The organism is Pseudoduganella aquatica, assembly GCF_009857595.1.
GTDB lineage: Bacteria > Pseudomonadota > Gammaproteobacteria > Burkholderiales > Burkholderiaceae_D > Rugamonas > Rugamonas aquatica_A.
The window spans coordinates 21,866-34,522 of sequence record NZ_WWCU01000019.1 but is presented as its reverse complement, the minus strand read 5'-3'; the positions used below and the strand labels follow the sequence as shown (position 1 = coordinate 34,522).

Genomic DNA, 12,657 nt, shown 5'->3' with positions numbered 1-12,657 from the left:
GCGGGCTTGACGCTGCAAGGATTGACAATGAGTTTATCGAGGCTGATCGCCGGTTTTGTGCGCCAGCACTGGCCGGCCTATCTTGCCGCCGGCGCCATGCTGGCCGGCGTGGCTTTCCTGGGCATCCTGGTGCCGCGCCGCATCGGCGCCATGATAGACGGCCTGGCCACCCACACCCTGTCCGGTTCCGGCCTGCTGCTGCAGCTCGGCGAGCTGCTGCTGATCGGCGTGGCTATCTATTTCCTGCGCGTGGGCTGGCGCTTGCGCCTGTTCGCGGCCGCCTACCTGCTGGGCGTGCAGCTGCGCACGCGCTTCTACGCGCGCCTGTCCCTGCAAGGCCCGGCCTTCTACCAGAAGCAGCGCACCGGCGACCTGATGGCGCTGGCCACCAATGATATCGACGCCATCGAAATGGCCGCCGGCGAAGCCATGCTGGCCGGCTTCGACGGCACGCTGACGCTGGTGATGGTGCTCGGCGTGATGCTGCTGGGCGTGGACTGGCGCCTGGCCTGCATCGCCCTGCTGCCCTTCCCGCTGATGGCGCTGGCGTTCTGGCGCATCTCCAGCCATATCCACACCGCCTCCACCGATTCGCTGAAACGCTTTTCCGCGCTCAACGGCCACGTGCAGGAAACCCTGTCCGGCGTGCGCGCCCTGCGCGCGCTGGGCCTGGAACAGCGCAGCAGCCAGCAGTTCGGCGAGCTGGCCGGCCACGCCGCCAAGGCCAGCCTGACCGCGCAGGTATGGGAAGCGGCCTATGAACCGGCCGTGGGCCTGACGCTGACCACCGCCACCGGACTGACCCTGGGCCTGGGCGGCTACCTGGTCTGGCAGGGCGAGCTGACCATAGGTTCGCTGACCGCTTTCAGCATCTATCTTGGCCAGCTGATCTGGCCCATGTTCGCGGCCGGCTGGGTGCTGTCGCTGATCGAGCGCGGCCGCGCCGCCTACGCCCGCCTGCAGCCCATGCTGGACGCGCCGCTGGCGGTGGACGACCACGGCACCATCGCCCAGCTGCCGCCGGGCGAGCTGGTGCTGGACAAGGTCGAGTACCGCTATCCCGGCCAGGCCGCCGACGCCGAAGCGGCACTGAAGGACATCTCGCTGCGGCTGAAGCCGGGCCAGACCATGGGTCTGGTCGGCCCCACCGGCAGCGGCAAGTCCACCCTGCTGCGCGTGCTGCTGCGCCAGCTCACGCCGCAGCACGGCACCGTGCGCTGGGGCGGGCACGCGCTGGACCAGTACACGCTGAGCGCGCTGCGTTCGGCCATCAGCTGGGTGCCGCAGGAATCCTTCCTGTTCTCGGCCTCCATCGCGGACAACATCGCCCTGGCGCGCGAGCACGCCAGCCGCGCCGACGTGGAGCACGCCGCCAGCCTGGCCGCCATCCACGACGACATCCTGCTCTTCCCGCAGGGCTACGAGACCGAGGTGGGCGAAAAAGGCATCACCCTGTCCGGCGGCCAGCGCCAGCGCGTGGCCATCGCCCGCGCGCTGCTGGCCAACAACTCGCTGCTGCTGCTGGACGACGCCCTGTCGGCGGTGGACACCGGCACCGAAACGCGCATCCTCGAACACCTGGAAGAGCTGCGCCGCGCCGGCCACCAGAGCGGCGCCGAGCGCAGCGCCATTATCGCCAGCCACCGCCTGAGCGCGGTGGTCAACGCCGACCTGATTATCGTGCTGCGCGACGGCCGCATCAGCGAATCCGGCAGCCACGACAGCCTGCTGGCGCAGGACGGCTGGTACGCCAGCCAGTGGCGCTATCAACAACTGGAGGCCAGCCTCGATGCTCTCTAAACCCGACGAAACCTCCACCCGCAAGCAAGCGGCGCAAGCCATCGGCCTGCTGCGCCGCGCAGCGCGGCCCGACCAGCACCACCTGGGCTGGGCCTTGCTGTGGCTGGTGGCCGCCGCCTTCCTGGAAGTGCTGGGTCCCATCGCCGGCAAGGCGCTGATCGACGAGCACCTGCTGCCGCGCCACCTGGACTGGCCGCGCATGGCCATGCTGCTGGCCGCCGTGCTGCTCACCGGCTGGGTCGCCAGCGGCCTGCGCTACCTGCAACTGGTGCGCCTGTCCGGGCTGGCCATGCGCTCGGTGCAGCGCCTGCGCGAGCAGGTGTACGGCCACGTGCTGCGCCTGCCCATGGCCTTCTTCGACCGCGCCATCATCGGCCAGCTGGTGTCGCGCGTGACCAACGACACCGAGGCCGTCAAGACCCTGTACGTGCAGGTGCTGTTTGTTATGCTCGACAGTACCATCGTGCTGGTGGGCACCATCATCGCCATGGCCTGGCTGGACTGGCGGCTGATGCTCATCGTGCTGGCGCTGCTGCCGGCGGTGCTGGGCATCGTCTGGCTGTACCAGCGCTGGAGCGCGCCGGCCGTCACGCGCGCGCGCCAGCTGCGCAGCGAGATCAACGGGCAGATGGCCGAGTCCATCGGCGGCATGCCGGTGCTGCAGGCGAACAACGCCGAGGCGCGCTTCGCGGCCCGCTTCGGCAAGACCAACACCGAGCACTACACCCAGCGCCTGGCCGAAATCCGCGCCAACGCCTGGCTGCTGCGCCCGGCGCTGGACATGCTCAACATTATCCTGCTGGCGGCCGTCATCTACGCCTTCGGCCAGCGCGCCATGAGCGCGGCCGAGGTGGGCGTGCTGTACGCCTTCATCAGCTACATCGCGCGCGTGATCGAGCCGCTGATCCAGATCACCATGCAGTTCAGCCAGCTGCAGCAATCGGTGGTGGCCACGGCGCGCGTGTCGGCGCTGCTGGACGAGCCGGTGGCGGACGAGCACATGGCCGGCGCGGCCCAGCTGGCCGATTCCCGCGAACATCCGCCGGGCACGCCCGCCGTCTCCATCCGCCACCTGCGCTTCGCCTACAATGAAGACCAGACCGTGCTGCACGACCTGTCGCTGGACATTCCGCAGGGCGGCTTCTTCGGCATCGTCGGCCACACCGGCAGCGGCAAGTCCACGCTGCTGTCGCTGCTGCTGCGCTACTACCCGGTCAAGCACGGCAGCATCGCCATCTTCGGCGAAGCGCTGGCCGGCATCCCCAACACGCGCTTCCGCAGCGACGTCGGCCTGGTGCCGCAAGACCCCTTCCTGCTGGCCGCCTCGGCGCGCGAGAACATCGACATGGGACGCGGCCTGTCGGACGCGGATATTGAAGCGGCGGCCCGCGCCGCCCACGCGCACGGCTTTATCGCCGCGCTCGAGCACGGCTACGCCACCGAGCTGGGCGAAGGCGGCTCGCGCCTGTCCAGCGGCCAGAAGCAGCTGGTTGCCATCGCCCGCGCGCTGGCCGGCAAGCCGCGCATCCTGCTGCTGGACGAAGCCACCTCGCGCATCGACAGCCAGACCGAACAGATTGTGCAGACCGCGCTGGACGAGCTGCGCGGGCGCGTCACCATCATCGCCATTGCGCACCGCCTGTCCACCATCCGCGACGCCGACCGCATCGTGGTGCTGAACCACGGCCGCATCGCCGAGGCCGGCGCGCACGAGGAATTGATGCAGATCGAAGGCGGCCTCTACCAGCGCCTGTATCTGCTGCAGCAGCTGGCCGTCTGAAAGGCTAGTTGCCATAGAATTAAGGAAAGCCGGAAACTGTGCGTTTTTGGAGAATATCTCCCTTGAACGGCTGATTTCTCGCCTGCAACAAGAATATAATTGTCTGGACATCTTACCGCGTTCACACAAGGACAATACGTTGGCTGGCTTCGGGGATAAGGCGATTTTGCGCGGCATACGCAAGCTGGCGGCTGCATGCGTGCTTGCGCCTGCGCTGGCCTGGGGCCAGTCCGCCATGGACGCCAGCATCGCCGAGATCCGCGACCAGGCCCGCTACGTGCCGGACAAGGCCCTGATCCAGCTACAGAAAATGGAGCCGGCCGCGCGCGCCGCGGCGCCGCCCACCAAGGCCGAATTCCTGTCCCAGCTCAGCAACGCATGGCGCGCGCTGGGCCAGCTTGAGACGGCGCTGCTGCTGTCGGAAGAACTGATCGCCTACGGCCGCAGCCAGAACAACCCTGCCATCCTGGCCAAGGGCCTGCTCACCAAAGCCTACGTGCTGTCCTCAATGGCCGACCGCAAGGCCTCGCACCAGCTCGCGTTCGAAGCGGAGCAGATGGCCAACGGCACCGCCGACCTGGCGCTGCGGGTGCAGGCCACCATCACCTCCGGCCAGTCCTACGCCGAGCAGGGCAATTTCCCGGCCGCGCTGGGCAAGCTGCAGACCGCCGTCGACCTGGGCCGCCAGCTGGACGACATGGTGCCGCTGGCGCAGGCGCTCAACGCGCTGGCCCTGCTGTACACGCAGATGAAGGAATACGACAAGGGCTGGGCCGTGCTGGACGAGTCCGTGCGGGTGGCGGAAAAGCTCAATTCGCCGGGCCGCCTGGCCACCGCCAAGGGCACCGAATACGGCTTGGCGATCGATTCGCACCAGCCCAAGCGCGCGCTGGCGGCGCTGCAGGCCGGGCTGGAAGTGGCGCGCAAAATGGGCGCCAAGACCCTTATCGCCAACACCCTGGTCAATCTGTCGGACAGCTACCTGAAAGAGCAGGACTACGCGCGCGCCCTGCGCTACGCCACCGAAGCGCTGGCCGCGTCGGCCGAAACGCGCGACGCCAGCACCCGCGCCACCGCCCTGATCAACCTGGGCCAGGCGCACCTGGGACTGGGCAACCTGGCGGAAGGCCGCAAGCACTTCGAGGCGGGCCTGGTGTACTACGAAAAAACCGGCGACCAGCCCGAGCTGCAAGTCATCCTGAAGGAATACGGCCAGGCGCTGGAACGCGCCGGCGACATGCGCGGCGCCGTCGCGGCCTACCACCGCGAGCGCACGATCTCCGAAGCGCTGTTCGAAAAACAGCGCCAGAAGGCGGTCTACGAGATGCAGGAGAAATACGAGACCGAGAAGAAGCAGCGCCAGATTGAACTGCTGAGCCGTGAAAACCAGGTCAAAAGCGCCGAGCTGGACAACAAGCGCCTGCAGCAGCGCGTGTGGTGGCTGCTGGCGGTGGTGTTCGCGCTGGCGGCGGTGATCGTCGGCCTGCTGTACCGCAAGGTGCGGCACGCCAACGCCCAGCTGGAAGTGAAGAATCTGGAACTGAAGGCACAAAGCTCGCTCGACCCGCTGACCTCGCTCTACAACCGGCGCCACTTCCAGGAATTCATGCGCAGCCACAACCAGGTGGACAAGCGCGGCCCGGGCGGAGAGGACATTGTCGGCGCGCTCTTCCTGCTGGACGTGGACCATTTCAAGCACGTCAACGACACCTACGGCCACGCCGCCGGCGACATCGTGCTGAAGATGATCGCCGAAACGCTGCGCGTGGCGCTGCGCGAGACCGACATGATAGTGCGCTGGGGCGGCGAAGAATTCCTGGCCTTCCTGCCGGCGATACCGCGCAGCGGCGTGGAGGAGATCGCGCGCCGCATCCTGACCAGCATTTCCGCGCAGCAGATCGTCTACCAGGACCATGTGCTGAGCGTGAACGTGTCGGTGGGTTTCGCGCCCTTCCCGCTGGTGCCGGCCGAAACGCCGCTGCCGTGGGAGCGCGCGGTCAACCTGGTGGACATGGCGCTCTACCTGGCCAAGGCCCACGGCCGCAACCGCGCCTACGGCGTGCGCGGCTTCGACCGCTTCCACCAGACCTCGATGGAAGCCATCGAGCAAGACCTCGAACGCGCCTGGCGCGCCGGCTACGTCGACCTCAGCGTGGTGCTGGGGGGCCCCCAGGACCCAACTCCCCCTCCGGGCGAGCACAGCAACGTCGTCCAGCTCAAGCCCGCCATAAAATTGTAGAACTGCAAAAAGGGGTCAGGGTTAATTATTCGCCGCAGGCGAATAATTAACCCTGACCCCTTTTTTGGTTTTTGGGCGTTACTTGTCGCGCGCTTCGCGGGCGGATTCCTGGATTTTCTCGCCGGCCTTTTCGATCTTGCGGCCAGCCTGCTCGGTGGCTTCGTTCAGGATCTCGCTGGTGTTCTTGGCCGCTTCGCTCAGCTTTTCGTTGGTTTCGCGCGCGGCGTGGGTCAGTTCGGCGCCGGCTTGCTGCGTCACCTGGTCCAGCTTGCGGCCCGCTTTCTCGGCCGGGCCCGGTTCTTCCTGCTTCTGGCAGCCCGCCAGGCTGGCCACCACGATGGCTACTGCCAGCGCGGCGTAGAATAGATTTCTTGGTTTCATGATTCTTCTCCTAACGAGCCCAGCATACACCCGGGCCACGACAACACGATTGACATCAATGTAACAAATCCTGACAATAGCACGAGCGTTCACTTTTAAACAAGGAAGCCGTCATGGAACAGTCCAGCCCGCAGCAAGCCAGCCAGCAAGCCAGCACTGCCCACCGCATCTGCCCCTTCTGCGAGGCCGCCTGCGGCCTGGAGGTGGAACTCAGCCAGGGCCAGGTGACGCGCGTGCGCGGCGACCAGGCCGACGTCTTCAGCGCCGGTTTCCTGTGCCCGAAAGCGGTGGGCCTGAAGGACTTGCACGAGGACGGGGACCGCCTGCGCACCCCGCTCATCAAGCGCAACGGGGTGTTCGAGCCCACCAGCTGGGACGAAGCCTATGCCGAAATCGAGCGCCGCCTGCTGCCCATCATCGAACGCGACGGCGGCAATGCCGTAGCCACTGTACTGGGCAACCCGGTGTCGCACAAAATGAGCTTGATGCTTTATTTCCCCAAACTGGCAAAAGCGTTGTCTACCCACAACATGTTTTCCGCCTCCAGCGTCGACCAGGTGCCGAAAATGTTGTCCGTGGGGCTGATGTACGGCTCCTGGCTGTCGGTGCCGGTGCCCGATATCGAGCGCAGCGACTTCCTGCTGATCCTGGGCGCCAATCCCATGGTCTCCAACGGCAGCCTGTGGACCGTGCCGGACTTCCGAGGCAAGGCCAAGGCCCTGCGCGCGCGCGGCGGCCGCATCGTGGTGGTGGACCCGCGCCGCACCGAGACCGCCGAAGTGGCCGACCAGCACCATTTCATCCGCCCCGGCGCCGATGTGTTCTTCCTGCTGGGCCTGGTGCATGCGCTGTTCGACGAGCAGCTCGTCAAGCTGGGCCGCCTGGCCGGCCATGTGACGGGTCTGGAACAATTGCGGGAAGCCGCCCTGCCCTACGCGCCGGAAACCGTGGCCGCGCGCTGCGGCATCGCCGCCACCACCATGCGCGAACTGGCGCGCACGCTGGCCGGCACGGAGCGAGCGGCGGTGTACGGCCGCATCGGCACCTGCACGCAGCAGTACGGCACGCTGGCGTCCTGGCTGATCGACGTGGTCAACATCCTCACCGGCCACCTGGACCAGGAAGGCGGCATGATGTTCCCCAAGGCCGCCGCCTTCGCCGCCAACACGCGCGGCAAGCCGGGCAGCGGGCGCGGCGTCACGAGCGGACGCTACCGCAGCCGCGTGTCGGGCGCGCCGGAAGTCGTCGGCGAGCTGCCCATCACCTGCCTGGCCGAGGAGATCGACACCCCCGGCCCGGGACAGGTGAAGGCGCTGATCGCCATCGCCGGCAACCCGGTGCTGTCGGCGCCCAACGGACCGCGCCTTGCGGCCGCGCTGGAGCAGCTGGAATTCATGCTGAGCATGGACATCTACCTGAACGAAACCTCGCGCCATGCGGACGTGATCCTGCCCGGCGTGTCGCCGCTGGAGGACGCGCACTACGACGTGACCTTCACCCAGTTCTCGCACCGCAACCACGCGCGCTACAGCCCGCCGGTGCTGGCGCGCAGCGCCGGCCAGCCGGACGAATGGGAAACCCTGCTGCGCCTGGTCGCCATCCTGAAAGGCCAGGGCGCCAACGCCGACATCGCTGCGCTGGACGACGCGCTGCTGCGCGAGGACCTGGAGAAAGCCGTCGGCCCGCTGACCGACACGGTCATGGGCATGCTGGCGCCGCAGCGCGGCGTGCAGCGCCTGCTGGACCTGGGCCTGCGCAGCGGCCCCTACGGCGACCAGTTCGGCCGCGCGCCCGGCGGGCTGACCCTCGCGAAGATCCAGGCCGCGCCGTCCGGCATCGACCTGGGACCGATGACGCAGCGCATCCCCGAAGCGCTGCGCACGCCGTCCGGCCAGATCGAGCTGGCGCCGCAGCTGCTGCTGGACGACCTGGCGCGGGTGGCGGCCGACCTGGCCGCGCCGGCGGCGGACCTGGTCATTATCGGCCGCCGCCAGCTGCGCTCGAACAACAGCTGGATGCACAACCTGCCGGTGCTGGCCAAGGGCGCCTACCGCTGCACGGCGCTGGTCCATCCGGACGACGCCGCGCGCCTACAGCTGGCCGACGGCGGCCAGGCCACGGTGCGCAACGGCGCGCGCCAGATCGAGGTGCAGGTGGAGGTGAGCGCCGACATGATGCCCGGCGTGGTCAGCCTGCCGCACGGCTGGGGCCATAACCTGCCCGGCACGCAGATGGGCGTAGCGGCCGAACGCCCGGGCGTGAACCTGAACGTGCTGCTGGACGAGAACCTGCGCGATCCGCTGTCCGGCAACGCGGTGCTGTCCGGCGTGCCCATCACCATGGCGCCGCTGCAGTAAGAATCCCCTGGCCCAGATCCGCCCGACGCGAGAAGTGTATTGCACAGTGTATTAATGCAGTGATACACTGATACGCATGAACTTCGATATTGCCACCACCTCCCCCGTCCCGATCTACCGCCAGATCGTGGACCAGCTGCGCCGCATGGCGGCCAGCGGCCAGCTCAAGCCGGGCGACGAGCTGCCGTCGGTGCGGGCGGTGGCGCAGCACCACGCCATCAATCCCATGACCGTGAGCAAGGCCTACAGCATGCTGGAGGCGGAAGGCCTGCTGGCGCGCCGGCGCGGCCTGGGCATGGTGGTCGCCGACGCCCAGCCCGCCTCCACCGCGCAGGACAAGGCCGCCATGCTGCTGCCCGCACTGGAAGCGGCGGCGCAGATGGCGCGCCAGCTCGGCCTGCCGCCCGCCGAGGCGCTCGCCTTGTTTGAACATTGTCTGAACGCTCCCTCCAAAAAGGAAAACCATGACTGACTCCGTCATCCGCGCGAGCGGCCTCACGCTGCGCCGCAAGCATATCGACGTGCTGCACGACATTTCCTTCGAGATCCCCGCCGGCGCCGTGGTCGGCCTGGTGGGCCGCAACGGCGCGGGCAAGTCCTCGCTGCTGCAATGCCTGACGGGCCTGGCCGCACCGGACGCGGGCCACTGCGAGCTGCTGGGCTGCCCTTCGCTGGATTTGAGCGACGCGGTGCGCGAACGCCTGGGCTATGTGGCGCAGACGCCGGACCTGTTCGGCTGGATGAGCGCGGAGGAACACCTGCGCGCCATCGGCCGCGCCTACCCGCGCTGGGACGAGGCGCGCTGCCTGGCGCTGGCGGCGCGGCTGGACCTGCCGCTGGCGCACAAGGTGCGCGACCTGTCCGGCGGCGACCAGCAGAAACTGTCCGTGGTGCTGGCCCTCGCGCATGATCCGGACGTGCTGCTGTTCGACGAACCCGTGGCCAGCCTGGACCCGCTGAGCCGCCGCGAATTCATGCGCGCCATCTTCAGCGGCGAGGATCGCGAGCGCACCGTCATCATCTCCAGCCACATCCTGAGCGACCTGGAACGCGTGGTCACCCACCTGGCCTTCATCCGCAGCGGCCGCCTGCAAGTGCTCGACAGCTGGGACGCGATGCTGGAACACTACCGCGTCGCGCCGGCCGGCAGCGAGCCGCCAGGCGCCGCCATCGTCTGGCGCAACAAGGCCGGCGAACGCGCGCTGATCGACACCCGGCTGGCGCCGGAACTAGCCAGCGCCAGCCGCGCGCTCACGCTCGACGAACTGTTCATGGAGCTGAACGCATGAAAACCGCCGCCGTTCTCGCATTGCCGGCGCTGCTGTACCCGGAGTGGACCGTAGCCACCGGCCGAGGCATGCTGGCCTTCCTGGCGATCGGCTGGATCCTGCTGCTGATGCTGACGACGGGCGCGCCGTCCAGCGGCGCGGACCTCGGCATCGCCATGCTGACGGGCGCCGCCTGCGTCGTCATCGGCCTGGCGGCGAACTATCGGCTTGAAGTATTGGAGGACGCCTGGCGCGTGCTGGCCGCGCGCCGCGCGCCGGACGCGCTGTGGCAGGCGTGGACGCGCGGCACGCTGGTCTGGCTGACGCGCTGCTGGGCCGCGCTGTGCGTGGGACTGGCCATGCACTACCTGGCGCCCGCCTCGCAAGCGCCGTGGCTGGTGGCGCCCGCGCTGCTGTCGCTTTCGCTGTGCCTGGCCGTGCTGGGCGCGCTGTCCCGCATCGGCCTCGCCCGGCGCGGCCTGGAATGGAGCCGCGCGCTCGGCGCCGTCGGCTTTATCGCAGGCTTCGGCTGGGCCACGCTGCACGGCTGGCGCGCCGTGGTGCAGGCCATCATCTCCACGCCTGCGCCGGTGCTGCTGCTGTGCACACTGGCATGGCCCGCGCTGGCCTGGATGCTGTGGCGCCGCAGCCTGGGCGCCATGCCGGCCTACCGTCCGCGTGAACGCAAGCCCGGCGCACTCGGCCCCGGCAAGCTGTCCACGCTGTTCAAGCGCTACAGCATGGTGCGCTGGCACGACGAGACCAACGCATCCGCGCGCCCCACCTTCTTCAGCAAGCTGCCGTACGTCTTCCAGGGCGAACTGCTGTTCTACCTGGTGCTGTTGCAAATGCTGACCTCGAAATGGGGCAGCGCAGTCACGCCGCTGCGCGCGCTGGCGCTGTACATCATCTGTACCGTGACGGCAAACCGGCTCGCCGTGCGCGATCTGCACTGGCGCTCGCTGCTGCTGCCGGGCGGGCTGCGCCGCAACAGCGTCGGCACGCACATCATCCGCTCCACGCTGACGCTGCAACTGTGCGCGCTAGCCGCCATCGCCCTGGCCTACCTCGCGTTCCAGCTCGCCACCGGCAACGCACTGGGCGAAGCGCTGGAGCGCATTGCGGCAGCAGCCATCCTGCCCTTTGAACTGGCCTTCACCACCAGCGCCGCCGTGGTCATGCGCGGCCTCGCGTCGCGCCGCCTGCTCGGCTTTGCGGGCGCCTCAGCCATTGCCATGGGCATCGCCTATCTGGTGCTGGCGTCGTGGACTGCGCACGCCTGCCAATGGACCATAGGCCCGCTCTACCTGCTGGTGCTGGCGGCCGGCACGGCGCTGCTGTGGCGCCAGGCGGACCGGGTCTGGACCGTGGAAAAACTGTTTCGGCAAATACGTAAGGATGGCCTATGAAAATCGGGTTGATGCCGGCGCCGTCATGGGCGCCCGTACCGCGCGTGATGCAGCTCATGATGGCCTTGCAGCTCTTGGTGGTACTGCCCTTCGCGCTGCTGGAGCCCAGCGCCACGCAGGGCGCAGGCCTTGCACTGTTCACACAGAGTTGCCTCTGCATGGGACTGCACTGCCTATGGGAAATGGAACGGCTGCGCACATCGAGCAGGCGCTTGCACGGCATGCGCGCGCCGTCGGCAGCCTGGCGCGGCAGCGCCGCCGGCTACCTTAAAAGCATCACGCTGGCCTGGATAATATTCTCCGCCGGACCGACGCTATGCTTTGCCATGCCCGCATCCGGCATGCACTGGATCACGGGCGGCTCGGTGCTGTCGCTGATGTGCTGCCTCAGCGCCGCGGGCAGCCTGCGCCGTTCCGGCATCACGCAGCGCGGCTGGCCACTGGCGGCTGTGCTGGCGGCTTATACGGCAGTGGCTGTGCTGGCGATGATCTTCGCGGGGCAGTTCGTGCCGGAGCAGCTTGCGCTGATGGCCTGGCTGGACCTGCTGCCGACTGCCGTGCAATGGGCCATGCTGCTATCCTGGCCGGTGACCGCCTTGCTGCTGCACCGGCAATGGCGCGCGCAGCCACCCGCCAGCGCAGCGCCGGACTTGGCACGGGCCGGCGCCGCTTGGCCGACCCGTTCCGGCTGGCGCAAACAACTGGAAGCCCAGTGGCGGCGCTATGGTTTTCTGTCCAAAAAACAGGCGCAGACAGGCGAACTGCTCAGGCCGCTCGCCCCCGCCCTGCGCGCGAGCTACCTGCTGCTGGTTCCGCTGACAGCACTGCTGTGGCTGCGCTCTTCCTGGGGAACTTCGTTCCCGCAAAGCGAACACTTGCTGCCCATGGTGGTCGTGATCGTGATGAGTTCGGACAACCTTATCATGCGCGACCTGCACTGGCGCCACAGGCTCGCGCCCGGCGGCATACATACACGCAGCATCGCGCTGAACCTATTTTTCTCGTCGTTAGCGGTTTACCTGGTACTGACCTTGCTGCTCGGGCTCTGCGTATTGGGTCTGCTCTGCCTGGCTGGGCGGCTGACCACCGCCCAAGCGCTGAATGAACTCCTGCTGCGCACGCTGATCGTGCCCGAACTGGCGTTCAGCCTGGCCTGCGCGGTAGCACTCAAAAGCATGGGCAACTGGACGGTGGCAGGCGCTGGCATTGCTGCGGCGCTGTTTTCCCTGCCGCTGCTGCGCGAAGTGGTGCAATATCCGGGCCGCCACGCGCGCATCGATGGCAACGCGGCGTACTGCGCAATCCTGCTGCTATTGACTGCTGGCATGCTGCTGCTCGCCAGGCGCACCTGGACCGTGCAAAAGTTGGCGCCCTACTGGCAAGCGCGTTGACCCGAAGTTGAACCGCCGCAGCGCAGGCGGTG

General features: G+C 67.9%; 9 protein-coding genes. 8 read left to right on the top strand and 1 reads right to left on the bottom strand.

The window, feature by feature from the left end; translation table 11 throughout:
* The first annotated feature begins 27 nt into the window (after positions 1-27).
* The 3 genes from GTP77_RS17040 (at position 28) to GTP77_RS17030 (ending at position 5,819) form a co-directional block, all read left to right on the top strand.
* Entirely contained in the window at positions 28-1,800 is a 1,773-nt protein-coding gene (locus GTP77_RS17040; RefSeq protein WP_161073345.1) for an ABC transporter ATP-binding protein, read from the top strand.
* Positions 1,790-3,580: an ABC transporter ATP-binding protein gene (locus GTP77_RS17035; RefSeq protein WP_161073344.1), complete on the top strand. Its 1,791-nt coding sequence runs from the start codon at positions 1,790-1,792 to the stop codon at positions 3,578-3,580. The genes GTP77_RS17040 and GTP77_RS17035 overlap by 11 nt, the downstream gene beginning before the upstream one ends.
* 235 nt (positions 3,581-3,815) lie before the next feature.
* Positions 3,816-5,819: a tetratricopeptide repeat-containing diguanylate cyclase gene (locus GTP77_RS17030; RefSeq protein ID WP_161073413.1), complete on the top strand. Its 2,004-nt coding sequence runs from the start codon at positions 3,816-3,818 to the stop codon at positions 5,817-5,819.
* A 78-nt stretch (positions 5,820-5,897) separates the two neighbouring features.
* Here GTP77_RS17030 and GTP77_RS17025 read toward each other — a convergent pair whose 3' ends face one another.
* Positions 5,898-6,200 (bottom strand): apolipophorin, encoded by a 303-nt coding sequence (locus GTP77_RS17025; RefSeq protein ID WP_161073343.1) that lies wholly within the window; start codon positions 6,198-6,200, stop codon positions 5,898-5,900.
* Between the two features lie 113 nt (positions 6,201-6,313).
* Between GTP77_RS17025 and GTP77_RS17020 the strand changes: the two genes are divergently transcribed.
* The 5 genes from GTP77_RS17020 (at position 6,314) to GTP77_RS17000 (ending at position 12,625) form a co-directional block, all read left to right on the top strand.
* Entirely contained in the window at positions 6,314-8,557 is a 2,244-nt protein-coding gene (locus tag GTP77_RS17020; protein WP_161073342.1) for a molybdopterin-dependent oxidoreductase, read from the top strand.
* Between the two features lie 76 nt (positions 8,558-8,633).
* Positions 8,634-9,029, top strand: a complete 396-nt coding sequence (locus GTP77_RS17015; protein ID WP_161073341.1) for a GntR family transcriptional regulator — start codon at positions 8,634-8,636, stop codon at positions 9,027-9,029.
* Positions 9,022-9,846: an ABC transporter ATP-binding protein gene (locus tag GTP77_RS17010; protein ID WP_161073340.1), complete on the top strand. Its 825-nt coding sequence runs from the start codon at positions 9,022-9,024 to the stop codon at positions 9,844-9,846. The genes GTP77_RS17015 and GTP77_RS17010 overlap by 8 nt, the downstream gene beginning before the upstream one ends.
* Positions 9,843-11,234 carry a hypothetical protein gene (locus tag GTP77_RS17005; RefSeq protein ID WP_161073339.1) on the top strand — a complete coding sequence of 464 codons (1,392 nt, stop codon included), beginning with the start codon at positions 9,843-9,845 and terminating at the stop codon, positions 11,232-11,234. The genes GTP77_RS17010 and GTP77_RS17005 overlap by 4 nt, the downstream gene beginning before the upstream one ends.
* Positions 11,231-12,625 (top strand): hypothetical protein, encoded by a 1,395-nt coding sequence (locus GTP77_RS17000; RefSeq protein WP_161073338.1) that lies wholly within the window; start codon positions 11,231-11,233, stop codon positions 12,623-12,625. The genes GTP77_RS17005 and GTP77_RS17000 overlap by 4 nt, the downstream gene beginning before the upstream one ends.
* Positions 12,626-12,657: the final 32 nt, after the last annotated feature.

Coding starts and splice junctions, on each gene's coding strand:
- GTP77_RS17005 (WP_161073339.1), top strand. CDS start 9,843: ATGAAAACCGCCGCCGTTCTCGCATTGCCGGCGCTGCTGTACCCGGAG.
- GTP77_RS17025 (WP_161073343.1), bottom strand. CDS start 6,200: ATGAAACCAAGAAATCTATTCTACGCCGCGCTGGCAGTAGCCATCGTG.
- GTP77_RS17010 (WP_161073340.1), top strand. CDS start 9,022: ATGACTGACTCCGTCATCCGCGCGAGCGGCCTCACGCTGCGCCGCAAG.
- GTP77_RS17020 (WP_161073342.1), top strand. CDS start 6,314: ATGGAACAGTCCAGCCCGCAGCAAGCCAGCCAGCAAGCCAGCACTGCC.
- GTP77_RS17040 (WP_161073345.1), top strand. CDS start 28: ATGAGTTTATCGAGGCTGATCGCCGGTTTTGTGCGCCAGCACTGGCCG.
- GTP77_RS17015 (WP_161073341.1), top strand. CDS start 8,634: ATGAACTTCGATATTGCCACCACCTCCCCCGTCCCGATCTACCGCCAG.
- GTP77_RS17000 (WP_161073338.1), top strand. CDS start 11,231: ATGAAAATCGGGTTGATGCCGGCGCCGTCATGGGCGCCCGTACCGCGC.
- GTP77_RS17030 (WP_161073413.1), top strand. CDS start 3,816: ATGGACGCCAGCATCGCCGAGATCCGCGACCAGGCCCGCTACGTGCCG.
- GTP77_RS17035 (WP_161073344.1), top strand. CDS start 1,790: ATGCTCTCTAAACCCGACGAAACCTCCACCCGCAAGCAAGCGGCGCAA.